This is a genomic window from Halomonas sp. MCCC 1A11062, assembly GCF_021404355.1.
GTDB lineage: Bacteria > Pseudomonadota > Gammaproteobacteria > Pseudomonadales > Halomonadaceae > Halomonas > Halomonas aerodenitrificans.
Map to the genome: position 1 here is coordinate 450,481 of NZ_JABFTW010000001.1, position 23,762 is coordinate 474,242.

Genomic DNA, 23,762 nt, shown 5'->3' on the forward strand with positions numbered 1-23,762 from the left:
GAGGGTCGGGGTCCTGGCCTGGGCCAGGTGCGAGTTCTCGGCAGTCACGGTCAGTCTTCGCGCTCCTGACGCACGCGCTCGATCAAGGCATCGGCCACCTGCGGCATGTTCTCCAGGCTGCCGGCGCTGCTGGGGGTGACCAGATAGCGGCCGTCGATGATCAGCGCCGGAACGCCCATCAGGCGCATGCTGCGCATGCGCGTATGGGCCTGGTTGACCTGCGACTTGACGCCGAAGGAGTCCAGCGCCTTACGAGCCTCTTCCTCGCTGACACCGTACTCGCTGAAGAAGGCGGCAATGCTGTCGGCATCGGTCAGCCGGCGGCCCTCTTGGTGAATGGCGTTGAAGATGTCGGCATGCGCCTCTTCGCGGATGCCCAGCTCCTCGGCGGCATAGAACACCACGGCGTGGGTGTTCCATTCGCCGCCCATGGTGGCAGGCAGATGCTCCACGCTGACGTCGTCGCCCAGGGTCTCGTACCACGCCTTCACGCTGCTTTGCAGGTTGTAGCAGTGCGGGCAGCCGTACCAGAACGCTTCGACCACCTCGATCTGGCCCTCTTCGACGCGGGTCTCGACGGGCTCGGGCAGGCGCTCGTAGTGCTGGCCCTCGACCACGTTGGCCGAGGAGAGCGATGCCAGACCGAGGCCGGCCACGGCTATCACGGCTGACTGGAGAAGGCGAAAAGGCTTGAACATGGATTGAACTCCTTGAGAGGCCGCAGGTTAGGGCGGCAATGCCAGCATAGCGAATTTGCTGCTCACTTTGAGGGCTGGAGTCGGTTACGGTTCCCTACGAACCCTCTGCCGCTGCATACGGAGAAGGCGGCCGAAGCCGCCTTCCGCTGCCGGCCCGGGGCCGGCGAATGCCTGTCGGCAGCGCCTCAGTGCAGACCGTAGATGTAGTTGGCCACGGCCTGCATGTCGGCATCGCTCATCTTGGCGGCGATGTCGGCCATCATGTTGTTCGGGTCGTTGGCCCGCTCGCCGCTGGCGAAGTCCTGCAGCGTGGAGACGGTGTACGACGGGAACTGACCGGAGAGCGCCGGGTAGACGGCAGTGTTGATACCGGCGCCGGTGGGGCCGTGGCAGGCCGCACAGGCGGGGATGCCCTTGGTCATGTCGCCGGCACGGTAGAGCTCCTGGCCGCGCATCAGCGCTTCCTCGTCGGCATCGGCCTGGCCGACATGGGCGTCCTGCTCGGCATAGAAGGCGGCTACGTCCCAGGCGTCCTCGTCGGAGAAGTCGTCGACCTGACCGACCATCTCCGGCACCACGCGGTTGCCGTCGCGGATGTCCATGATCTGCTTGGCCGTATAGGTCATGTTCTGACCGGCGAGATGCGGGAAGGAAGAAGCGGAGCTGATGCCGTTCTGACCGTGACAGGCGGCACAGGGCTGTGCCAGCTCACGTCCGGCAGCAGGATCGGCGTCTGCTTCCAGGTCGGCGTGGGCGACGCCAACGGCGCCGATGGTAAATGCCAGGCTTGCCAGTAACTTTCTCATCGCTGTTTCACTATGCCGTTATGGGTTGTACCGGTACGCATCCTGGGAGCTGCCCGAGCCTCTCACGAGCCAGGCCGGGTTCACCCTGCCGAAGCGAGCGCCGCGTGCGTCGGTCGCTGCCGGCAAGAGCACGGTGGTACACTAGCGCGCCCAGGTCGCAGACAAAAGACATCGCATTATAACGAAACAAGCCGGCATCGGGAATGCAGGTCAAGAACCCGGCGCTGTTCCCTGATGCCCATGCCGTAGGAAGTCGAGGTCATGTCCCGTTTGAACTACCAGAGCGCGCGTTTCCTGATCAGCGCCCCCACGCTTGCCAAGTGCCCGGTCGACGACGGCGCCGAGGTCGCCTTCGCCGGCCGCTCCAACGCCGGCAAGTCGAGCGCGATCAACACCTTGACCCGGCAGAAGGCGCTGGCGCGCACCTCGCGCACGCCGGGACGCACCCAACTGATCAACTTCTTCTCGCTGGGCGACGACATCAGCCGTCGGCTGGTCGATCTGCCCGGCTATGGCTATGCCAAGGTGCCGGAGGCGGTCAAGCTCGAGTGGCAGCGTCACCTGGCCGAGTACCTTGAGGGGCGGCATTCGCTGCGCGGTCTGGTACTGGTGATGGACGTGCGCCATCCGCTGACCGAGTTCGACCAGACCTTGCTGGGCTGGGCCGACGACCAGGACAAGCCGGTGCACATCCTGCTGACCAAGGCCGACAAGCTCAAGTCCGGCGCGGCCAAGAACGCCCTGCAGCAGGTGCGCAGCCGCCTGCGCGAGTGGGAAGACCTGGTAACGGTGCAGCTGTTCTCCTCGCTCAAGCGCGAGGGAGTCGACGAGGCGTGCGCCCGCCTGGACCAGTGGTTGAATGAGCCCACCGGGAATCAGGAATCGGGCAGCTCCGGAGCTTCCTGACCCAGCCGGCGCAGCAGTGCGGGCAGTTCGCGTACGTGGTCGAGGTGATGCACGCCGGGCGGCAGGGGCAAGGTATCCACCTGCGGAGAGATCCACACCGCCTGCATGCCCAGGCGTCTGGCCGGCTCGACGTCCTCACGCCAGGAGTCGCCCACGTGCATGGCGCGGGCCGGCGTCACACCCAGGCGCCCCAGGGCCGCCAGGAAGGGTCGCGGGTCCGGCTTGGGGGCGAACATCTCACCGGCGGCAATGGCCACCGGGAAGTGCCGGCCCAGCGCCAGGCGCTGCACCGCCACGTTGCCGTTGGTGATGCTGGCCAGGCGGTAGTGCCGGCTCAGCCCGGCCAGCAGCGGTTCCACCTCGGGGTGCGGCTCGACCCGATGACGCAGCTCCATGAAGCGCTCCATGGCCGCCTCGGCCCAGAGTCGGGCGGCGGCCGGGTCGAGCCCGAACTCCGCCAGCATCTCGCGCAGGGCTCGCTCGCGCAGCCAGGTGAAGTCGCCGCGGCGCAGCGGGTGGGCGCGCGCCAGGGCGCGGCGGTGCTGTTCGAAGGCTTCCAGCGGGAAGCGCTCGGCGAACGAGGGCGAGCCCTGCTGCCCGCGCATGCTCAGCCAGGCGCCGAGTTCGCGATCGAGCCAGGCGTAGTGGCCTGTCTCGGTGGCGACCATGACGCCGTGGTTGTCCCACAGGGTGTCGTCGAGGTCGAAGGTGATGGCCTGGAGCGGCGCGGTTCGAAGCATGGTGTCAGGTGCCCGGAGAGTCGTCGCGGCGGCGCCGCGCGCGGGGGTGCGCGGCGTCGTAGCTGGCCGCCAGGTGCTGCCAGTCGAGCTTGGTGTAGACCTGGGTGGTGGAGAGGTTGGCGTGTCCCAGCAGCTCCTGCACCGCGCGCAGGTCCTGGCTCGACTCCAACAGATGGCTGGCGAAGGAGTGGCGCAGCCGGTGCGGATGCAGGTGCTCGGGCAGGCCGCGCTGGCGGGCCACCTCGGCCATGCGTTTCTGAATCGCCCGATGGCCGAGGCGGCTGCCGCTGCGGCCGACGAACAGCGCCGTTTCGCCATCGCCGGCCAGGCTGCCGCGCACGGCCAGCCACGCCTCCAGGGCGCGCCTTGCGCTGCGGCCGACCGGCACCTGACGCGGCTTGCTGCCCTTGCCCATGACCCGAACGCGGCGGCTGGTGACGTCGCCCAGGTCGAGTCCGGCCAGCTCCGCCAGACGCAGGCCGCTGGAGTAGAAGAGCTCCAGCATCGCCTGGTCGCGCAGCGCCAGCGGCGAGCCGTCGTGGGGTGTATCGAGCAGTTGGGCAAGCTGGTCGGCATCCAGTGGCTTGGGCAGGTGGGCGCCCTGGCGGGGCGTCGGCACCAGTTCGGCGGGGTTGTGGCCGAGCACGCCGGCGTTCACCAGGAAGGCACCGAAGTGCGACACGGCGGCACGGCGGCGGGCCAGGCTGCGCGGTGCCAGCCCGCGGCTGCGCTCGGCGCCGAGAAAGCGGCGCACCAGGCTCAGGTCCAGGTGCGCGGCGTCATGGATGTCGCGGGTCTCGAGAAATTCCGCCAGCGCTTCGAGGTCGCGGCGGTAGGCGCTCAGCGTGGCCGGACTGGCCTGCTGCGCCAGCCGCTTGAGGCACGCGCCCAGCTGGTGGCGCAGCGCGCTCTCAGCCATGGGCCGGGGGGCTGTCATGCACGCTGGGCGCATGGCGCAGCAACAGCCGGGCCAGCACGTCGCCCAGGTACTCGGTGAACAGGGTGTCCATGCTGGCGCGGAAATGGTCAGGATCGGGGCTGGCCAGCACCAGGTAGCCCATCGGCTCGCCCAGGGTCAGCCGGGTCAGGGCGCAGGAGCCGGCCTGGCGCGGCGGCTTGGCGTGGGGCAACAGGCGCCCCCAGTCGGTGGGGGTGAGTCGGGTGCAGCGGCTGGTGCGTCCGTCGAGCAGCGCGGCCAGGCGTACGCCGGCGTGTTCGTCGAGCACGTGGCGCGGCGGCTGCGGCGGCAGCGGCTCGTGGTTGGTGAGCTGGGCGGGACACCACAGGGCCACGGCGGGGATCTGAAAGCGTTCGGCGATCTGCGTAGCCAGTGCCTGGCCCAGGGCGTCGGCATCCTCGGCATCCAGCAACGCCAGCACCAGCTCGCGGGTGCGGCGGTACTGCACCTCGTTGTGGCGCGCCGACTCCAGCAGCTGCTCCAGCCGCCACTCGGCCTGTTCGGCGCGGCGGCGCAGGTCGTGAACCAGACGCTCCAGCAGCGAGGTGGTGCCGTGGGCCTCCGGATGGGGCACCTTGAGTTGCTGCAGCAGCCCCTCGCGGCCGACGAAGAAGTCCGGATGGCGGGCCAGCCACTCGGCTACCCGGTCCGGATCGAGGGTCTTGCGCGGTTCGGGAACGGCTCGGGTCATGCAGTGACTCCTACGGTTCGGGGTTGGCCCGTCACATCAGGCCAGGGCGATACGCCCTTCGAAGACGCGTTCGGCGGGGCCGGTCATGAGCAGCGGCGTCTCGTCGCCGGCCCATTCGATGCGCAGGTCGCCGCCGCGCAGATGGACCGTGACCGGGCTCTCCAGCAGACCCTGACGGATACCGCTGGCCACCGCGGCACAGGCGCCGGTGCCGCAGGCCAGGGTCTCGCCGGTACCGCGCTCGAACACCCGCAGACGGATCTCGTGGGGAGACACCACCTGCATGAAGCCGGCGTTGACCCGGCGCGGGAAGCGCGGATGGCGCTCGATCAGCGGGCCGAGGCGTTCGACGGGAGCGCTGTCGACATCGTCGACGCGCAGCACGGCGTGGGGGTTGCCCATGGAAACGGCGCCGATCTCGTAGCGCTCGCCGTCGACCTCGAGCGCATGCAGCGGGCGATCCTCGGCGGCATCGAAGGGCAGGGCCGTGGGCTCGAAGCGCGGGGTGCCCATGTCCACCGTGATCTGGTCGTCGTCATTGACCACCAGCGTCAGCGGCCCGCCGGCGGTCTCCACGTGGATCTCGCGCTTGTGGGTCAGACGCTGATCGAGCACGAAACGGGCGAAGCAGCGAGCGCCGTTGCCGCAGTTCTCCACCTCGCTGCCGTCGGCATTGAAGATCCGGTAGCGGAAGTCCATGTCGGGGCTGCGCGGCGGCTCGACCACCAGCAGCTGATCGAAGCCGATGCCGAAGCGGCGGTCGGCGAGCTTGCGGATCTGCTCGTCGCGCAGCCGCGCCCGCTGGGTGATCAGATCGATTACCATGAAGTCGTTGCCGAGGCCATGCATCTTGGTGAAGTGCAGCAGCATCAGCGCGCGCCTCCTTCACTCGTCTTGCTCTCATTGGGCAGCAGCGCTTCGCCGGCCCACAGCGACTCGACGCTCTCGCGCTGGCGCACCACGTGATAGCCGTCGCCGTCGACCATGACCTCGGCGGGACGCGGACGGCTGTTGTAGTTCGAGGCCATGACGAAACCGTAGGCGCCGGCGGAGCGCACCGCCAGCAGGTCGCCGGGGCCGATGGCCAGCTCACGCTCCTTGCCGAGGAAGTCGCCGGTTTCGCACACCGGGCCGACTACATCGTAGACGGCGCTTTCGCGCACGTGGCGGGTGTCCACCGGAATGATCGCCTGCCACGCCTGATACAGCGAGGGCCGGATCAGGTCGTTCATGCCGGCATCGACGATGGCGAAGTTCTTGGTCTCGCCGGGCTTGAGGAACTCGACCCGGGTCAGCAGCACGCCGGCATTGGCGGCGATCGAACGGCCCGGCTCGAACAGCAGGGTCAGGTTCTCGCCGTGCTTCCACTGGGCCAGGCGCTCCAGCAGCGAGGCGGCATAGTCGAAGGGCTGGGGCGGCCGCTCGCCGCGGTAGGGCACGCCGAGACCGCCGCCGAGATCGAGGTGCTCCACCTTGATGCCGCGCTCGTGCAGACGCTCGAGCAGCACCAGCAGGCGGTCCAGGGCGTCGAGGAAGGGCGCCAGCTCGGTGAGCTGCGAGCCGATGTGGCAGTCGATGCCGACGACGTTCAGTCCCGGCAGGCGTGCGGCCAGCTCGTATACTTCGAGCGCCTCGTCCACCGCAATGCCGAACTTGTTGTCCTTGAGCCCGGTGGAGATATAGGGGTGAGTGCCGGCGTCGACGTCGGGATTGACCCGCAGCGACACCGGCGCCACCTTGCCCAGCCGCTCGGCCACGGCGGACAGGCGCTCGAGCTCCGCGCGCGACTCGACGTTGAAGCACTTGATGCCCACCTCGAGCGCCCGGGCCATCTCGTGCTCCTGCTTGGCCACGCCGGAGAACACCACCTTGGCCGGGTCGCCACCGGCGGCCAGCACGCGCTCCAGCTCGCCCAGCGAGACGATGTCGAAACCGGCGCCCAGGCGCGCCAGCAGGTTCAGCACCGCCAGGTTGGAGTTGGCCTTGACCGCGTAGCAGATCAGGTGAGGGTGGCTGCCCAGCGCCTCGGTGTAGGCCCGGTAGTGGCGGGTCAGGGTGGCGCGAGAGTAGACGTAGCAGGGTGTACCGATCTCGTCGGCCACCTGGGTCAGCGGGACCTCCTCGCCGTAGAGTACGCCGTCGCGGTATTCGAAGTGATCCATGTTGGTCCGTTAACTCTCGTCGTCGTTGGGGGCGGCAGCGCCCGTGCCGTAGCGTTCGGCGGCGGCCTCGTCGTCGGGCAGATAGAGCGGCCCCTTCTGGCCGCAGCCGGCCAGCAGCAGGCTGGCCGCCAGCGTCAGCGCAGCCAGGGCGAGCCGGCTCATGGGCGGCTGCCTCGCAGGGCGTTCAGGGCCTCGCGGGCACGGCTTGCCGCGGCGCGCACCTGGTCCGGGGCGGTGCCGCCGATGTGGTTGCGCGCGGCCACCGAGCCCTCCAGGGTCAGCACCTCGAACACGTCGCTCTCGATCACGTCGGAGAACTGGCGCAGCTCGTCGAGGCTCATCTCGGAGAGGTCCTTCTTCTCGCGAATGCCGAAGGCCACGGACAGGCCGACGATCTCATGGGCGTCGCGGAAGGCCACGCCGCGGCGCACCAGGTAGTCGGCCAGGTCGGTTGCGGTGGAGAAGCCACGGCGGGCCGCCTCGTACATGCTCTCCTTGCGCGCTTCGATGGCCGGCACCATGTCGGCGAAGGCCTTGAGGCAGTCGCGCACCGTGTCGAGGGTGTCGAACAGCGGCTCCTTGTCCTCCTGGTTGTCCTTGTTGTAGGCCAGCGGCTGCGACTTCATCAGCGTCAGCAGGCCCATCAGATGACCGTAGACGCGCCCGGTCTTGCCGCGCACCAGCTCGGGCACGTCGGGATTCTTCTTCTGCGGCATGATCGAGCTGCCGGTACAGAAGCGGTCGGGCAGGTCGATGAAGTCGAACTGGGCGCTGGTCCACAGCACCAGCTCCTCGCTCATGCGCGACAGGTGCATCAGCAGGATGCTGGCGAAGCTGGCGAACTCGATGGCGAAATCGCGGTCGCTCACCGCGTCCAGCGAATTCTCGGCCGGGCGCTCGAAGCCCAGCAGCTCGGCGGTGACGTGGCGGTCGATGGGGTAGGTGGTACCGGCCAGTGCGGCGGCGCCCAGCGGCATGATATTGACCCGCTTGCGGCAGTCGAGCAGGCGCTCGTGATCGCGGGCGAGCATCTCCTGCCATGCCAGCAGGTGGTGGCCGAAGGTCACCGGCTGGGCGGTCTGCAGGTGGGTGAAGCCGGGCATGATGGTGTCGGCCTCGCGCTCGGCGAGTTCGATCAGCCCCTCGCGCAGGCGGCTGAGCTCGGCCTCGACCACGTCGATCTCGTCGCGCAGGAACAGGCGGATGTCGGTGGCCACCTGGTCGTTGCGCGAGCGGCCGGTGTGCAGCTTCTTGCCGGTGATGCCGATCTTGTCGGTCAGGCGCGCCTCGACGTTCATGTGCACGTCTTCGAGCTTCACCGACCACTGGAACTCGCCGCGCTCGATCTCGCCGCGGATCTCCGTCAACCCAGCGACGATGGCGTCGCGCTCGTCGTCGGTCAGCACGCCGACCCGGGCCAGCATGGTGGCATGGGCGATGGAGCCCTGGATGTCCTGAAGAGCCAGGCGCTGGTCGAAACCGACCGAAGCGGTGAAACGTTCGACGAAGGCATCGGTGGGTTCGCTGAAGCGACCGCCCCAGGACTGGTTGGTGCCGGGGGTTGTGGGACTAGAGCTCATCGGCGTGGACATCCTGCGCGTTGCGTGCTGTGGCGTTCATCGGGAAGCCGCCTGCGGCGGCGGCAGTCAGGTCTTGCAGTGTACCAGAGTCGGCGCGGGTGGCGAGGGGCGGCAGGCGTGCTCGGGGCGCTCGATTTTTCCTGCCTCGCCCGGTGCTTTATGATGAACGTCAATGACCGACTGCCGACCGTGACCGATAATGTTGCGGCAATCATCGTTGAGCAGGGCCGCCGGGGCCCGCTGCCTGGGGAGAACCACGTGCGATCCATCAACACGCTGCGCATTGCCACCCGCAAGAGTCTACTGGCCATGTGGCAGGCCGAACACGTTCGCGATCTGCTGATGGCCGAACACCCGGGGCTCGAGGTCGAGCTGGTGGCGCTCTCCACCCGCGGCGACAAGATTCTCGATACGCCGCTGGCGAAGATCGGCGGCAAGGGCCTGTTCGTCAAGGAGCTCGAGGAGGCGATTCTGGACGGCCGCGCCGACATCGCCGTGCACTCGATGAAAGACGTGCCCATGCACTTCCCCGAGGGTCTCGGCCTGTCGGTGATCTTTGCCGGTGCCGAGCCCACCGATGCCTTCGTCTCCAACGACTATGGCTCGCTCGACGAGCTGCCCGAGGGCGCCCGCATCGGCACCTCCAGCCTGCGTCGCGGGCTGCAGATGCGCGAGCAGCGCCCCGATCTGGAGATCCTGACCCTGCGCGGCAACGTCCAGACCCGCCTGGCCAAGCTCGATGCCGGCGAGTTCGATGCCATCATCCTGGCGACCTCCGGCCTCAAGCGGCTGGGGCTCGGCGAGCGTATCGCCCAGGAGCTGGCGCCGGAGGTGTGTCTGCCGGCCTGTGGTCAGGGGGCGCTGGGAATCGAGTGTCGTATCAACGACCCGGAGCTGATCTCGCTGCTGGCGCCGCTGGATGACCCCATCACCGCCACCCGGGTACGCGCCGAGCGGGCCATGAACACCCGCCTCGAGGGCGGCTGCCAGGTGCCCATCGGCGGTTACGCCACCTTCGAGAACGACGGCCAGACGCTCTGGCTGCGCGCGCTGGTGGGCAACCCCGAGGGCACCCAGGTGCTGCGCGCCGAGGGGCGCGGCTCGATTCACGAGCCGGAGGCGCTGGGCGTTCGGGTGGCCGAAGAGCTGCTGGAGCAGGGCGCCGGTGACATCCTGGCGCAGGTCTACGGCGCCTGAATGGCTGCCGGGCCCGCCGTTCTCATTTGCCGCCCGGGTGAGCGCGCCGCTGCGCTGACGGCGGCCATCGAGGGCGTGGGCTATGCAGCGCTCAATCTCGAGGCGATGGCACTGGAAGCGTTGCCGGAAGACCCGGCGCTGCGCCAGGCCTGGCTCGTCTTCGACCATTTCCATAAGGTGGTGGTGGTCAGCCCCTTCGCCGCGGAATGTCTCTACCAAGCCCTGGATCGCTACTGGCCGCAGCTGCCGCTGGGCACCCAGTGGTATGCGGTGGGGGCGGCCACCGCCGAGACGCTCCACGAGCGGCTCGGCGTGCGGGTCCACCTGCCCCCGGCCGCCGCAGGCGAGGATACCAGCGAGGCGCTGCTCGAACTCGCCTCGCTGCGCTCGCTGAACGATCAGCGCGTGCTGCTGGTGGCCGGCGAAGGCGGGCGTACGCTGCTGGCCGATACCCTGGCGGCACGCGGCGCGAAGATCACACGGGTAGCGCTCTACCGCCGGCGGCTGCAGGCGCCCCCGCCGGAGCTTCAGCAGCGCCTGGCACGCGGCGAGTTTCGGGCGCTGGTGGTCAGCAGCGGCGAACTGCTCGAACATCTGGCAAGATGGTGCACCAGGGTCACCTTGAACCAACCGCTAATCGTGTCCAGTCGCCGTTTGGCTACACTGGCCAGCAACTTGGGTTTTCGCACTCCCGTGGTAGCGGCGGGTGCCACGCCGGCGGCTCTCGCCAGTGCCGTGGCCGCGGCCTGTAACCAGGAGGATGCCGATGTCGATCAAGACGATCTCGAAAAGGGCTAGCGACAGATGAGCAAGCAGACCAACGATCAGGATGAACGGAAGGCGTCTTCCGGCAAGGGACAGGACGGCAAGGGCCGCGAGGCGGAGGCAAAGGCGAAGCCCGCCAGCGACAGCGGCAAGAGTGCGGCGTCTTCGCCAGCGCCGGGCAGCGACGCCAAGAGCGGCGAGAAGCCCGCCGCCGCGCCTGCGGGCGGCTCCCCAAGCGCTGCCGGCCCTGCTGACAAGAAGGATGCCGGCCCTGCTGCCAACGACACTGCCAGCGCTGCCGACAAGCCGGCTCAGCCCGTCGCCCCGGCCCCTGGCGAGACCAAGGCCGCTCAGGAGAAGGGCGGCGACAAACCCGCTGCGGCCAAGCCTGAGCCCGCCAAATCCGCCGGTAGCGACAAGGCTATTGACAAGGTTGCCGACAAGCCGGCCGCAGCGGGCAAGCCTGCGGCCAGCGACAGTGGCAGCAAGAGCGCTGGGAAGAGTACCGGCAAGAGCGATGGCGCCGCTGCCAAGGCGGCACCGGTCGGCGGCGCGGCGACCCCGCCGCCGGCAGCTACTGCCAGCGGCGGCGGCCAGGGTGGTGGCCGTGCCGCCGGTGTTCTGGCCCTGATCCTGGTGCTGTTTCTGGGCATCGGCGCCGGTTTGTTCGCCTGGAACGCCTGGGAGCGTCTCGACGAACAGCAGCAGCGCCTGGCCGAACTCGAGCAGCGCGCCGAAGGCGCGGCGTCCGCCGACGAGGTCGCCACCCTGCGCGAGGAGCTGGAGCGTGCCGACGAGACCCGCGACGCCGAGGTAGCCGAGGCGATCGAAACCATGCGCAGCGAATTCGCCAGCTACCGCAGCGAAGTCGACGGCGCCCTGGACCAGGTGCTGGCCGAGCTTTCCCGTGAGCAGGATGCCGACGAGCGCGAATGGCTCCATGCCGAAGCCGCCTACCTGCTGCGCCTGGCCAACCAGCGGCTGCAACTGGAGCGTGACGTAGAAGGAGCCGCGGCGCTGCTGCGTACCGCCGATGCCCGTCTGAACGAGGCTGACAACCCGGCGCTGCTCTCCGTACGACGTGCTATCGCCGCCGAGCTTTCGGTACTCGACGGCGTGCCCCGCGTCGACCGCAGCGGCCTCTATCTGGCGCTCAACGCCCAGCAACAGCGTCTGGCACAGCTGCCGCTGTCCCGCGAGCTGGAGGAGATCCCGGCACGCCCCGGCATCGAGGAAGCGCCCACCGGCGGATGGCAGGATCAGCTCTCCCGCTTCGGTCAGGAGCTGCGCGAACTCGTGGTGATCCGTCATCACGACGAGGCGCTCGAGGCGCTGGTCACGCCGGAGCAGGAGTCCTACCTGCGTCAAAGCGCTCGCCTGATTCTCGAGCAGGCCCAGCTGGCGCTGCTCAAGGAGGAGCAGGAACTCTACGAGGCCAGCCTCGACAAGGCCCTGGCCATGATCGAAGGCTACTACGACACTGAGCGTAACGAAGTCCAGGCCGTCATCGCGCGGCTCGAGGAGCTCAAGGGCGAGAACATCCAGCCCGAACTGCCCGACATCAGCGGCTCCCAGCAGGCTCTGGCCGAGTTCATCGAGCGTCGTTTCGGTTCGCGCGGCGAGCGGGGAGATGAGGCATGAGAAAGCTGCTGCTGATCGTTCTCTTCGGCCTGGCGCTGGGAGCGCTGCTCGGCCAGCTGATGGTATCGGTGCCGGGCTACTGGCTGGTGCGCGTGGGCGATACCTCCTACCAGACCTCGTTCTGGTTCGGCCTGGTACTGCTGCTGGCCGCCTTCCTCGTCCTGCACTTCGTGCTGCGCCTGTTGATGCGCATGAGCCATCCCGTCAGCCGGCTCAAGGTGTGGAATCGCCGCACGCGACATCGCAACGCCATGAAGCGCACCGTGCGCGGCCTGGTGGCGCTGGCCGAAGGACGTTGGAAGCGCGCCGAGAAGTCACTGGTCAAGGCCGCCGACGACTCCAGCACGCCCCTGGTCAACTATCTTTCCGCCGCCTTGGCGGCCCACTATCAGGGCCGCTACGAGCAGGCCGACACGCTGCTCAAGCGTGCCCACCTCTCCACCGAAGGCGCCGACACCGCAGTGGGGCTGATGCAGGTCCAACTGATGCTGGACCGTCAGCAGTACGAGGAAGCGCTGGCCATCCTGACCCGCCTCGACCGTCAGCTGCCCAACCACCCTCAGGTGCTCAAGCAGCTCAAGCAGGCCTATCTCAGCGTCAACGACTGGGAGGGTCTGCGTCGCCTGATGCCGCGTCTGGCCTCGCGCCAACTGATCTCGCCCCAGGAGCGCGGCCAACTGGAGCTGCGCGCCTACAAGGAGCTGCTGGTACACGAGTCGCGTGACCCGGGGAATGTCGAGCGCATTCGCAGCCTGTGGGCCGATATGCCGGATTCGCTACGCGGCAACGTCGAATTGATCGTGCTGTATGCCGAAGCGCTGGTACGGGGCGACGAGGAGGGTATCGCCGAGCGTCTGCTGCGCCATTCGCTCAAGGAGCATTGGGACAGTCGCCTGGTGCTGCGCTACGGGCTGCTCAACGTCGACCCGGCACGTCAGCTGGTGCATGCCGAGAAGTGGCTGCAGGAGCGCCCCAACGACCCCGACCTGCTGCTGACCCTGGGCCGTCTGGCACTGCGCAACGCCTATTGGGGCAAGGCCCAGGAGTACTTCGAGGCGAGCCAGCGCCAGCGACCCAGCGGGCTGGTCTGCGCCGAGCTGGCGCGGCTCTATGCCAACCTGGGCGAGCACAACAAGAGCCAGCTCTACTATCGCCAGAGCGTCGAACTGCTCGACAAGTCGCTACCCTCGCTGCCGCAGCCGGCCGAACCCGCCGAGGCAACGAATGCGAAGCCGGCCTCTCCCAAGGCTAGCTGAGTCGGCTTCAAACCGTCGCAAGGCAACGTAAGGGGCGCCACGGCGCCCCTTTCCCGTGTCGCAGGAGGACACCGTGGCACTCAAGCAGGTCTGGCAGCGCTGGACGTCCCGATACTTTTCCGACGAACAGGCGGTGATCCTGCTCGTCCTGCTCATCGTCGGCTTTGCCACCGTACTCTGGCTGGGGCGCATGCTGGCGCCTTTCCTCACGGCACTGGTGCTCGCCTTTCTGCTACAGGGGGCGGTAACGCGGCTCACGCGGCGGGGCATGTCGCACCTGACGGCGGTGATCACGGTCTTCGTGGTGTTCATCGGGCTGCTGCTCAAGGTCGTGCTACTGCTGATTCCGCTGGTGTGGTCACAGCTGACTGCCCTGGTGCAGGAGATCCCCTATATCGTCGGTCAGGGCCAGGAGCTGCTGGGGCAGTTGGAGACGCGCTTCCCCAATCTGGTGAGCCCTGAGCAGATGCAGGCGTGGACCGCCATGGCCGGGCGCGAGGCCACCCAGCTCGGCCAGCGGCTGTTGGCGCTGTCGCTGGCTTCGCTGGGTAATGTCATGGCGCTCATCATCTATCTGGTGCTGGTACCGATCCTGGTGTTCTTCCTGCTCAAGGATCGCGCAGTGCTGCTGGGCTTCTTCCTGCCCTTCCTACCGGAGAAGCGCACCTTGATGAGCCAGGTCTGGGCGGAAATGGAGGTGCAGTTGAGCAACTACGTGAGGGGCAAGGCGCTCGAAATCCTCATCGTCAGCACGGTCAGCTATGCCACCTTTGCCCTGTTCGGGCTGCCCTATGCGCTGCTGCTGGGCATTCTGGTAGGGCTCTCGACGCTGCTCCCCTATATCGGTGCTGCCGTCGTCACCCTTCCCGTTGCCGCCGTGGCGGGCTTCCACTTTGGTCTCACCCAGCCATTTCTCTACGTGATCCTGGCCTACGGCGTGATCCAGGCGCTGGATGGCAACGTGCTGGCGCCGCTGCTGTTCGCCGAGGCGGTGAACCTGCATCCCGTGTCTATCATCGTGGCGGTGCTGTTCTTTGGCGGCATCTGGGGCTTTTGGGGGCTGTTCTTCTCGATTCCCCTGGCCACCCTGGTCAAGGCGCTGTGGTTGGCCTGGCCAAGGCAAGCGCCAGCTCAATAGAAGCGCACCCCCACCTTGAGCACCTTGTCGCCCGCCACCTCGCTGACCACCCAGTGGATGCCATGCCAACTGACGTCGTCGCCCACTACCGGATGGCCGCCTACGCGTTTGGAGATAAAATCACCAAGCGAAACGTCACCCTCGCCGGGCGTCACCGAGAGCCCATACGCCTTGGCGATATCGGCCATGCGGGCCTCAGCGTCAATCACGAAGGGGCCGAAGAATTCCTGGGCTTTCTTCAGGCGCTTCTCGCCGCTGAACAGCTTGTTCAACGCCGGCAGATCATGGTTGCGGCCAATCACGCAGACTACGTCGTCAAGCTGTAGACGGGTGCTGCCCTTGGGATGGAGCATGTCGCGCTCGCGGAATAGCGCCGAAATCAAGGCCCCGGAGGGAAAGCGCAGCATACGGATTGGCACATCGTCCAGCGCTTGGTTCTCGACCCGATAGACGAACAACTCGTAATCGTCCTCCGGTAGGATGCCGAGCGGCCCGCGCTGTTCGGGTGTCACCCCCGGCGGTACCTCGACCTTCAGCAGACGAGCCATCAAGGGAATGGTGCCGCCTTGGATCAGCAGCGACATCAGTACCACGGCAAAGGCTGCGTTGAAGTAGAGCGAGGCGTTCTCAACTCCGCCGATTACAGGAAAGATCGCCAGAACGACGGGCACCGCGCCACGCAGCCCGACCCAGGAGATGAAGCCGATTTCGTGCCAGCGGAACTTGAAGAAAGGCTTGATCGTGAGCACTACGGCCAGCGGGCGCGCCACGAAGATCAGGGCCAGTCCCACGATGGTGGCCGGTAAGGCATACTCGAGTAGGTCGGTGGGATTGACCAGTAGGCCCAGCACCAGGAACAGGCCTATCTGACTGAGCCAAGCCAGGCCGTCATTGACGGGCAGTATGAAATTCAAGTGCTTGCCCGGCTGGTTGCCGATCATCAAGCCGGCAAGATAGATGGCCAGGAAGCCGCTGCCACCCGCGACGCTAGTCAGACCGAAGACGCAGAAGCCCAAAGCGAGGGCGAGAAGCGAGTAGAGGCCGGGCTCCAGGTCGACCCAGCGCATGAAGCGCGCGATCAGCCAGCCACCCGCGACCCCCATTGCCACTCCGACACCGAACTGCTGGAAGAAGAAAAGCGTGGTTTCCACCACTCCCCCGATATCCCCGACCAGCACTTCAATCAGCATGATAGTGAGGAATATCGCCATCGGGTCGTTGGTACCTGACTCGATCTCCAGCGTCGCCCCGACCCGTTCGTTGAGGTTCACGCCTTTTCCGCTCAGCATCGAGAAGACGGCAGCCGCATCGGTAGAGCCGACGATGGCACCGATCAGCAGTCCCTCGATCAAGCTGAGGTCGAAGACCCACATGGCGATCAGGCCGGTGATGCCACTGGTGAGAAAGACTCCGATGGAGGCCAGCGAGAGAGCCGGCTTGAAGGCCGAGCGAAAGGTCGAAAGGCGGGTGCGAAGGCCACCGTCCAATAGGATCAGCGCCAATGCCAGGTGGCCGATGGTAAAGGCGAGGGGATAATCGTCAAAGCGAATGCCAAGCAGGCCCTGCTCGCCTGCCAGCATGCCCAAGGCGAGGAAGAGAACCAGCAAGGGCAAGCCGAACAGGGAGGAGAGCCGGCTGGCCAGGATGCTCAGCGCCAGCAAGGAGCCGGAAAGTAGAAACAGGGTGTTGATAGTGTCCATTCGCTAGGCCCCGAGTCGGCGCTATCAGAGACTCATATCCTTGTCCATAAGCCCGTGTTTGTGAGTAGCGTTTATGAATGCACTGTGGTTTAACGTGCGCTTTGATTTTAAGTGGTTGATTAATATAACGAGTGCAGCTTTGTTGGGCAAGCCTGGCTGAAGTCGCTGTCGGCAGTTGCCGGGGCGCGCTTAAAAAGGCAGTCGCTATGGCGGATGACTACACCAGTAGCTCATCCGCCGAGGTGTGGAAGGTCAGGTTTCCTCGTCGAAATCCCCTTTGAATTTCGGATTGGGTCTTGCCCTGGGGTCGTAGCGGTCGTCGGTATGGCTATCTTCCGATTTGGGTTGGCCCGCGGGGCTGCCGTCGATGGTGAAGTCCTGCTGCATGACCCGCAGGTTGGCGGGCGGGGCCGAGCCGGTCTTGTCCTGGCCGAAGTAGAGCGTGGTGTGCGGGAAGGGAATCTCGATGCCCCTGGCGTCGAAGTGCAGTTTGACCAGGCGATTGTAGGCGCGACCGATGCCCCAGTGAGTGCCGGGCGTGGTCTTGATGCGCACGCGAAGATTTACCGAGCTGTTTGCCAGAGCCGTGACGCCAGCCACCTCCAGCGGTGCCACGATGTTCATCTTGTGGGTCTCGTCGGCGGCCAGTTCATCGAATGCCTCGCGCAAGGCGATGATCGCTTCGTCGATGTTCTCGCGGTAGGCGATGCCGTATTCGCCGACGTGGTAGCCGAAATCACGCATGAAGTTGGAGACGGTATCCACGCTGGAGAAGGGCACGATGTGGTAGGTGCCGGCGAGATCGCGGATGCCAACCGAGCGAATGCTGAGCCGCTCGGCGGTGCCGGTGATGCCGCCCACCGAGACCACGTCGCCGGTATTCATGGCGTTCTCCACCTGAATGAAGATGCCGGTGATGATGTCCTGCACCAGCCTCTGGGCGCCAAAGCCGATGGCAAGACCCAGCACCCCGGCACCGGCGATCAGTGGGCCGATATTGATGCCGATCTCCGACAGCACGATCATCCCGGTCATGGTGATCAGCGCAATGGCCAGCGCATTGCGGAACAGGGTCAGCAGCGTCTTGGCGCGGGCATCGGGCTCACCGGTACCGGTCTCCGGATTGAGCTTGTGCTCGATCAGGCTGGCTAGTGCCAGCCATACGGCAACGGCCAGGGCCAGAATCGTGGCTACGCTGGCGACCATGGCCACTACGCTTCGGCCGGCTTCGGAGGCGTACCAGGCGGCCAGGTCGAAGGCGCCCCAGGCATTAAGTATCAGCAGCACCACGACGATGAGGATGATCGTGCGGATGAACCGCAGCGCATTGGGCACGTAGCTGTTGAGCCGTGGCTCGAGCAGCGGCAGTTTGCGACGCAGGTCGTCGGAGAGGCGGATACGCCGTCCGATGGAGTGGGTCAGCAGGTTGGAAAGTAGCATGCCTACGATCACCACCGCCAAGGTTTGCAGGGTGGCAATCAGAACGAAAGGCAGCGCATCGACCGGGCGCGTCAGGGTCAGCACCAGCACTATCAGGAAATAGAGCAAAGCAAAGAGGTGCCAGGTGCGTGCGAACAACTGCAGGGTGACCCGGGTCGCGGTGAAGTCGGAGCGCGCCGCCATGGCATTCAGCTCATCGCGGATGCGCAGGCGGTTCTTCAGCACCACTGCCACGGCATAGATGAAGGCGCCGAACATGATCAGCACGCCGACCGCCTGGCCCATGGTCGGGGCCAGATAGACGCTGGTCAGTGGCGCCACCACCAGCAGGCCGTAGCCGACCAGGCCGATCAGCCGGGCCAGCCAGCGGTTCCAGTAGGAGGCCTCGGCCGCCGAGATGGGCAGCAGCCTGAGCCCCTCGTAGCGCGAGGCGAACAGCATGCGAACGGCCGCCTTGATCAGCTCGATGATCAAGAAGGCGTTGAGGAACAGCGAGGCGCGGGTCGAGAGTTCGCCGGTCTCGCCCACGGCGAAGGTGGCGATCAGGTTGCCGCCCACATAGGCCAGCGCCACCACCAGCACGTCGGCAACGGCAGCGGCCAGTACCCCTAGAACGAGTCGAATGGTGGGATTGAGCCCACCTTTCTGCTGTTTCCAATGGCTCAAGCGAACGAAGAGTGGCCGCTCAAAGCGGCGGAATACCATGAACAGGGCGAAGGTGGCGGCGATGACCAGCCCCAGGTTGATCGCCGCAGTGAGAAAGTCGCCCCAGTCGATGGCGGTGGTGTCGGTCTCGGCGGTGAACAGGCCAGCCACCACGTCGAACAGGTTGCGCATCTCGCCACCGATATCGCTGACGACGCGACTAGTCATTTCGGCCAGCTGCCTGGGCAGCGATATCGCGCCATCCGGTTCGGCAGCCAGCCCCGGGTCGGCGGCAGCCTGACGACGCAGATGTTCGATCAGCTGCTGACGGGTCTGCTCGTTCTCGAGCAGCTCGGCCAGTACTTCAGGGGCCGGAGCGGCGCCGTTGTCGGCGGGTTGCGCCAAGGCCGGCGAAGACGCCAGCAGGGCGATAGATAGCCAGACCAGTAGGCAGGCAAGAATCCGTTGGGCAATCACGCAGGTCCTCCATTTCGGGCGTGTCGGCAGGCAGCGAAGCGTACTGAGCCAATCATACGGGTTCAAGGCGTGAGGAACGAATGCTTGTGCTGCACGCCCGGCTTTCTTATTCGGCTATTGTACATCATTTGATTGTTGTGTAATATTTAACCTGCGCCATCCCCCTTGTGGCGCGATTCCCTGCACCAAGTTCGACATCCCTCTTGCCATCCGTCCCCCGGATGGCTTTCTTTTTGTCTCGGCCACCCGAGTCGGCTAGCATCGGCTGGCGACAGCGACGAGAGAGGCGCATGAATGCGAGCGTGGGGCTAGTGCTAATGGTAGCAGCGGGCGGTGCCTTGGGTGGTATGGCACGCCTGGCAATCACCAACCTGTTTGCCAGGTGGGTGGGTACCGCCTTTCCCTGGGGCACTCTGTTCGTCAATCTCAGCGGGGCGCTGCTGGCCGGTGCGCTGGCCGGCTGGTTCGGCCTGGCCCGAGGGGGCGAGATGACGGGCGGCTGGCTGTTTTTGGTCGTCGGCCTGCTGGGCGGCTATACCACCGTCTCTTCGCTGAGCCTGCAGAGCCTGACCCTGTGGCAGAGCGGCCACCGCCGGGGGGCGATCGGCAACGTTGCCGTCACCCTGGTAGCCGGGCTGGCATTGGCAGCGTTTGGCTGGTGGCTGACGGGGCGACTGACATGAACGGCTGGCGCGCCTATGCGGCGGTGGGGCTGGGCAGCGCCTTGGGCACGACGCTGCGCTATCTGGTATCGCTGGCCACCCATGCCACGCTAGGCCCGGCCTTCCCCTGGGGCACGCTGGCGGTCAACCTGCTGGGCTCGTGGCTGATCGCCGCCTTCGCCGCTTATGCTGCCCTGCGGGTCGGCGGCAGAGTGGCGCGCTGGCAGCCGTTCCTGGTGGCCGGCTTCTGCGGCGGCTTCACCACCTTCTCGCTGTTCAGCCTGGAGACGCTCTTCCTGCTCGAACTCGGCCGCCCCGGCCTGGCGCTGCTCTACGTCTTGCTCAGCGTTCCGCTGTGGCTGGCAGCGGCCTGGTGGGGCGACCGCTTCGTGCGAGCCCGTCACGCCTGACGGGCCCGCGCCTGGCTCCCTGCGGCGCTGTCTCCCTTTTTCTCCGGCGCTGTCAGCGCCTGGCCTTTGCCACCTTCTTCTCCGCTTTGCCGGTCTTGGCCGGCTCCACCGTCTCCTCCGTCTCGGGGGTGGAGCGGAAGTGCTCGCGCACCAGCGCCAGCAGGCCCTGGGTCGAGGCATCGAACTCCTGGCTGCGCTCGTCGATGCGCTCGCTGATCTCGCCGGCGATGCGCTTGCCCAGTTGCACCCCCCACTGATCGAAGGAGTTGATGTTCCAGATCACCCCCTGCACGAACACCTTGTGCTCGTAGAGCGCGATCAGCGCACCGAGATTGCGCGGCGTCAGCTCGTCGAGCAGCAGCACGCTGGAGGGGCGGTTGCCGGGGCAGCTGTAGGGGTCGAGCTGGCTACCCTCCTGGCTGCCCATCATGAAGGCGTTGGCCTGGGCCAGCATGTTGGTGAGCAGGGCGAAGTGGTGCTCCTCGACGCCGGGCTCGGGCTTGAGCGAGGCGATGAAGTCGATGGGTACGTAGCGGGTGCCCTGGTGCAGCAACTGGAAGAAGGCGTGCTGGCCGTTGGAGCCGGTCTGGCCCCAGACGATGGGCCCGGTCTTGTAGTTCACCGGATGGCCGAAGATGTCCACCGACTTGCCGTTGGACTCCATGTCGAGCTGCTGCAGGAAGGCCGGCAGCTGATGCAGTGCCTGGTCGTAAGGCACGATGGCCTGGGTCTCGGCGCCGAGGAAGTTGATGTACCAGATACCGATCAGCGCCATCAGCACCGGCATGTTGCGGGCGTTGGGGGCCTCGATGAAGTGCTGGTCCATGGCATAGGCGCCCTCTAGCATCTCCATGAAGCCATCGAAGCCGATGGAGAGCGCGATGGGCAGGCCGATGGAGGACCACATCGAGTAGCGGCCACCGACCCAGGCCCAGAACTCGAACACGTTCTCCTCGCGGATGCCGAACTCCATGGCCGCCTTGCTGTTGGTCGAGGCGGCGACGAAGTGAGCGCCCACGTCGGCGCCCTCGCCGGCATTGTCGAGGAACCAGCGGCGTGCGGTCTTGGCGTTGAGCAGCGTCTCCTGGGTGGAGAAGGTCTTGGTCGAGACGATGAACAGCGTGGTGGCCGGGTCGAGCCGCTTGAGCACCTTCTGGATATGGGTGCCGTCGACGTTGGAGACGAAGTGGAAATTGAGCTCGCTGTGGCGGTACTTGAGCAGCGCCCGGCAGGCCATGTTGGGGCCGAGGTCCGAGCCACCGATGCCGATGTTGACCACGTCGCGGATGCGCTCGCCGCTGTAGCCGCGCCACTCGCCGCTGCGCACCGCCTCGGAGAACAGCCTGATCTGCTCGCGGGTGCGTTGGATCTCGGGCATCACGTCCTTGCCGTCGACCATCAGTGGGCCCTCGCCGAGGTTGCGCAGGGCGGTGTGCAGCACCGGGCGGTCTTCGGTGACGTTGATGATGTCGCCGGAGAACATCTGGGCGCGGCGCTGCACCAGCGCCGAGTGGTCGGCCAGTTCGAGCAGCTTGGCCAGCACCGCCTCGGAGACGTGATGCTTGGAGTAGTCGAGGAACAGCCCGCCGACACGCAGGCTCATCTTGTCGAAGCGCTGCGGGTCGGCGGCAAAGTAGTCGCTGATGCGGTCGTTGGCGGTGGCCTGCTGCAGCCGCTGGAGAGCCTGCCAGGTGACGCTGCGGGTCAGATGGAACATGGTTTCCTCGCACGTGCGGGCGCGGCCCGCCATCTCGTTGTCAGGGGTTGCGTGAGGCCACCCAGGCCTCGGCGTCGGGAATGGCCATCTCGTAGGGCTGGTCGAGCCAGGGCGAGCTGACCAGGAAATCGGCGCTGGCCGCATTGCACGCCACTGGTACGTTCCACAGCGCCGCCAGGCGCAGCAGCGCCTTGACGTCCGGGTCGTGGGGCTGGGGTGCGAAGGGGTCCCAGAAGAAGATCAGCAGGTCGAGGCGCTGCTCGGTAATGCGCGCCCCGATCTGCTGGTCGCCCCCCAACGGGCCGCTCATCAAGCCTTCCACCGCGAGTTCCAGGCTGGCCGAGAGGCGCCCCGCCGTGGTGCCGGTGCCGACCAGCTCATGCCTGGCCAGGGTATCGCGCCAGCGTGTGGCCCACTCCAATAGTTCGGCCTTCTTGCCGTCGTGGGCGATCAGGGCGATGCGCTTGCGTGCCGGCAGGGTACGGCGAACGCTGCGCTGGGGGCGGCTGTCGGTCATGGCTGGCCTACCTCGAGTATCTTCAGGGTATTGGTCCCACCGTGGGCGTTCATGTGATCGCCCCGGGTCAGGATGACATGATCCCCCGGTTCGGCAATCCCCTGTTGCACCAGCAGCGCCAGCGCCCGGTCGTTGAGCTCACTGGCCGCCATCGCACTGGTGTCGAACGGCAGCGAGACCACCCCGCGGTAGAGCGCCATGCGCCGCTGGGCGATGGGGCTGTGGGCCAGCCCGACGATGGGCAGCCCCGAGCGGATGCGCGAGGCGATCAGCGGCGTGTAGCCGGTGGAGGTCATGCAGGCGATGGCGGCCACCCCGGTGAGGTGGTTGGCGGCGTACATGGCGGACAGCGCGATGGTCTCGTCGATGCGCGAGAAGCCCTCATGGATGCGGTGCCCCGACTCCTGGGCCACACGCTCGCGCTCGGCACCGAGGCACACCCGACGTATCGCTTCGAGGGTCTCCACCGGGTAGTCGCCGGCGGCGGTCTCGGCGGAGAGCATCACCGCGTCGGTGCCGTCGAGCACGGCGTTGGCGACGTCGAACACCTCGGCCCGGGTGGGCAGCGGCGAGGTGATCATCGACTCCATCATCTGGGTGGCGGTGATCACCGCACGGTTGAGGGTGCGGGCGCGCTTGATGATGCGCTTCTGCATGCCGATCAGCTTCTCGTCGCCGATCTCCACGCCGAGATCGCCGCGGGCCACCATCACCGCCTCGCTGGCCTCGATGATACCGTTGAGCGTTGCGTCGTCGGCCACCGCCTCGGCGCGTTCGAGCTTGGCGACCAGGCCGATCTCCTTGCCCGCTTCGCCGAGCAGGCGACGCGCTTCGCGCATGTCTTCGGCGTGGCGCGGGAAGGAGACGGCAAGATAGTCGACGCCGATCTCGATGGCGGTTTCGAGATCGGCCTTGTCCTTGTCAGTGAGGGCCGGGGCCGAGAGCCCGCCGCCCTGCTTGTTGATGCCCTTGTTGTTGGAGAGCTTGCCGCCGGTGACCACGACGGTATGGACCTGCTGCCCCTCGATGCGCTCGACGTCGAGCACCAGGCGGCCGTCGTCGAGCAGCAGGCGGTCGCCGGGGGCGACGTCGTCGATCAGCTGCTTGTAGTCGCAGCCGACGCGGCTGGCGTCGCCGGCGTCGCTGTCCAGCGCCATGTCGAGCACGAAGGGCTGGCCCACCTCAAGGGTCACGGCGCCGTCACGAAAGCGGGCGATGCGGATCTTGGGCCCCTGCAGGTCGCCCAGGGCGGCCACGCTGCGCCCCAGGCGGTCGGCAATCTGACGCACGGCGATCAGGCGGCGGCGGTGGTCGGCGGCGCTGCCGTGGGAGAAGTTGAGGCGCACCACGTCGACGCCGGTGCGGATCATGGCTTCCAGCACACCCTCGCGGTCGCTGGCCGGGCCCAGGGTGGCAACGATCTTGGTGCGGCGGATGGGGGTATGTGGCGACTGGGGTGACATGGAGTTCCTCCGGCGAGGTGGCGTATTGTTCGTATACGGTAACGCTAACAAGGTAATATTACTACAAAAAAGCAGCAAGGAAAGAAACCGTCAACTGCGGGGCAATGCCGGGGTTGGCGACACTTTCGCGAGCATGAAAGCGAAAATGATATGAATCTTCAGTGCCGTAGTGAACGAGGGGCTCGTTCTTTAT

Annotated in this window: 22 protein-coding genes; 8 read left to right on the plus strand and 14 right to left on the minus strand. The window is 66.6% G+C overall.

Annotated features, from left to right (window positions below; genetic code table 11):
• Nucleotides 1-50: 50 nt before the first annotated feature.
• Nucleotides 51-698, minus strand: a complete 648-nt coding sequence (locus HOP58_RS02100; protein ID WP_234259392.1) for a thiol:disulfide interchange protein DsbA/DsbL — start codon at nucleotides 696-698, stop codon at nucleotides 51-53.
• Nucleotides 699-883: 185 nt separating this feature from the next.
• On the minus strand, nucleotides 884-1,504 hold the full coding sequence (locus HOP58_RS02105; RefSeq protein ID WP_234259393.1) for a c-type cytochrome: 621 nt from the start codon (nucleotides 1,502-1,504) through the stop codon (nucleotides 884-886).
• Between the two features lie 261 nt (nucleotides 1,505-1,765).
• Between HOP58_RS02105 and yihA the strand changes: the two genes are divergently transcribed.
• Nucleotides 1,766-2,410, plus strand: coding sequence for a ribosome biogenesis GTP-binding protein YihA/YsxC (gene yihA, locus HOP58_RS02110; protein ID WP_234259394.1), 645 nt, complete (start codon nucleotides 1,766-1,768; stop codon nucleotides 2,408-2,410).
• Here the strand turns inward: yihA and HOP58_RS02115 are convergent.
• From HOP58_RS02115 to argH, 7 genes are read right to left on the minus strand one after another with little or no spacing between them, the layout of a single operon-like run.
• Nucleotides 2,380-3,150: an HAD family hydrolase gene (locus HOP58_RS02115; RefSeq protein WP_234259395.1), complete on the minus strand. Its 771-nt coding sequence runs from the start codon at nucleotides 3,148-3,150 to the stop codon at nucleotides 2,380-2,382. The genes yihA and HOP58_RS02115 overlap by 31 nt on opposite strands.
• 4 nt (nucleotides 3,151-3,154) lie before the next feature.
• On the minus strand, nucleotides 3,155-4,069 hold the full coding sequence (locus tag HOP58_RS02120; RefSeq protein ID WP_234259442.1) for a tyrosine recombinase XerC: 915 nt from the start codon (nucleotides 4,067-4,069) through the stop codon (nucleotides 3,155-3,157).
• Complete coding sequence (locus HOP58_RS02125) at nucleotides 4,062-4,799, minus strand: DUF484 family protein (protein WP_234254845.1); 738 nt, start codon at nucleotides 4,797-4,799, stop codon at nucleotides 4,062-4,064. The genes HOP58_RS02120 and HOP58_RS02125 overlap by 8 nt, the downstream gene beginning before the upstream one ends.
• Before the next feature lie 36 nt (nucleotides 4,800-4,835).
• Nucleotides 4,836-5,669 carry a diaminopimelate epimerase gene (gene dapF, locus HOP58_RS02130; protein ID WP_010625759.1) on the minus strand — a complete coding sequence of 278 codons (834 nt, stop codon included), beginning with the start codon at nucleotides 5,667-5,669 and terminating at the stop codon, nucleotides 4,836-4,838.
• Nucleotides 5,669-6,961 (minus strand): diaminopimelate decarboxylase, encoded by a 1,293-nt coding sequence (gene lysA / locus HOP58_RS02135; protein WP_010625758.1) that lies wholly within the window; start codon nucleotides 6,959-6,961, stop codon nucleotides 5,669-5,671. The genes dapF and lysA overlap by 1 nt, the downstream gene beginning before the upstream one ends.
• A gap of 9 nt (nucleotides 6,962-6,970) precedes the next feature.
• The gene (locus HOP58_RS02140; protein WP_234254843.1) at nucleotides 6,971-7,123 is read right to left on the minus strand and encodes a lipoprotein; all 153 of its coding nucleotides are present in this window, start codon (nucleotides 7,121-7,123) and stop codon (nucleotides 6,971-6,973) included.
• Nucleotides 7,120-8,541 (minus strand): argininosuccinate lyase, encoded by a 1,422-nt coding sequence (gene argH, locus HOP58_RS02145; RefSeq protein WP_234259396.1) that lies wholly within the window; start codon nucleotides 8,539-8,541, stop codon nucleotides 7,120-7,122. The genes HOP58_RS02140 and argH overlap by 4 nt, the downstream gene beginning before the upstream one ends.
• A gap of 258 nt (nucleotides 8,542-8,799) precedes the next feature.
• Here argH and hemC point away from each other — a divergent pair, with 258 nt between their 5' ends.
• The 5 genes from hemC (at nucleotide 8,800) to HOP58_RS02170 (ending at nucleotide 14,538) form a co-directional block, all read left to right on the plus strand.
• Nucleotides 8,800-9,738, plus strand: a complete 939-nt coding sequence (gene hemC / locus HOP58_RS02150; RefSeq protein ID WP_234254841.1) for a hydroxymethylbilane synthase — start codon at nucleotides 8,800-8,802, stop codon at nucleotides 9,736-9,738.
• Nucleotides 9,739-10,536: a uroporphyrinogen-III synthase gene (locus HOP58_RS02155; protein ID WP_234259397.1), complete on the plus strand. Its 798-nt coding sequence runs from the start codon at nucleotides 9,739-9,741 to the stop codon at nucleotides 10,534-10,536.
• 6 nt (nucleotides 10,537-10,542) lie between these two features.
• Entirely contained in the window at nucleotides 10,543-12,144 is a 1,602-nt protein-coding gene (locus HOP58_RS02160) for a uroporphyrinogen-III C-methyltransferase (protein WP_234259398.1), read from the plus strand.
• Nucleotides 12,141-13,400 carry a heme biosynthesis HemY N-terminal domain-containing protein gene (locus HOP58_RS02165; RefSeq protein ID WP_010625751.1) on the plus strand — a complete coding sequence of 420 codons (1,260 nt, stop codon included), beginning with the start codon at nucleotides 12,141-12,143 and terminating at the stop codon, nucleotides 13,398-13,400. Before HOP58_RS02160 ends, HOP58_RS02165 begins: the two co-directional genes overlap by 4 nt.
• 73 nt (nucleotides 13,401-13,473) lie before the next feature.
• On the plus strand, nucleotides 13,474-14,538 hold the full coding sequence (locus tag HOP58_RS02170; RefSeq protein WP_086511737.1) for an AI-2E family transporter: 1,065 nt from the start codon (nucleotides 13,474-13,476) through the stop codon (nucleotides 14,536-14,538).
• On the opposite strand, the gene HOP58_RS02175 is transcribed toward HOP58_RS02170, so the two are convergent.
• A complete protein-coding gene (locus tag HOP58_RS02175) occupies nucleotides 14,532-16,238 on the minus strand; it encodes a potassium/proton antiporter (protein WP_234254838.1) in 1,707 nt (568 codons plus the stop codon). The genes HOP58_RS02170 and HOP58_RS02175 overlap by 7 nt on opposite strands.
• A 252-nt stretch (nucleotides 16,239-16,490) precedes the next feature.
• The gene (locus HOP58_RS02180; protein WP_086511739.1) at nucleotides 16,491-18,800 is read right to left on the minus strand and encodes a mechanosensitive ion channel domain-containing protein; all 2,310 of its coding nucleotides are present in this window, start codon (nucleotides 18,798-18,800) and stop codon (nucleotides 16,491-16,493) included.
• Between the two features lie 290 nt (nucleotides 18,801-19,090).
• Between HOP58_RS02180 and HOP58_RS02185 the strand changes: the two genes are divergently transcribed.
• On the plus strand, nucleotides 19,091-19,483 hold the full coding sequence (locus HOP58_RS02185; RefSeq protein WP_234254837.1) for a CrcB family protein: 393 nt from the start codon (nucleotides 19,091-19,093) through the stop codon (nucleotides 19,481-19,483).
• The gene (gene crcB / locus HOP58_RS02190) at nucleotides 19,480-19,872 is read left to right on the plus strand and encodes a fluoride efflux transporter CrcB (protein WP_234254836.1); all 393 of its coding nucleotides are present in this window, start codon (nucleotides 19,480-19,482) and stop codon (nucleotides 19,870-19,872) included. The genes HOP58_RS02185 and crcB overlap by 4 nt, the downstream gene beginning before the upstream one ends.
• Nucleotides 19,873-19,924: 52 nt before the next feature.
• On the opposite strand, the gene pgi is transcribed toward crcB, so the two are convergent.
• The 3 genes from pgi to pyk are packed head-to-tail and all read right to left on the minus strand — an operon-like array spanning nucleotide 19,925 to nucleotide 23,569.
• Complete coding sequence (gene pgi / locus HOP58_RS02195; protein ID WP_234259399.1) at nucleotides 19,925-21,589, minus strand: glucose-6-phosphate isomerase; 1,665 nt, start codon at nucleotides 21,587-21,589, stop codon at nucleotides 19,925-19,927.
• Between the two features lie 40 nt (nucleotides 21,590-21,629).
• Complete coding sequence (locus tag HOP58_RS02200; RefSeq protein ID WP_086511742.1) at nucleotides 21,630-22,106, minus strand: methylglyoxal synthase; 477 nt, start codon at nucleotides 22,104-22,106, stop codon at nucleotides 21,630-21,632.
• Nucleotides 22,103-23,569, minus strand: a complete 1,467-nt coding sequence (pyk, locus tag HOP58_RS02205; protein ID WP_234259400.1) for a pyruvate kinase — start codon at nucleotides 23,567-23,569, stop codon at nucleotides 22,103-22,105. Before pyk ends, HOP58_RS02200 begins: the two co-directional genes overlap by 4 nt.
• Nucleotides 23,570-23,762 lie beyond the last annotated feature (193 nt).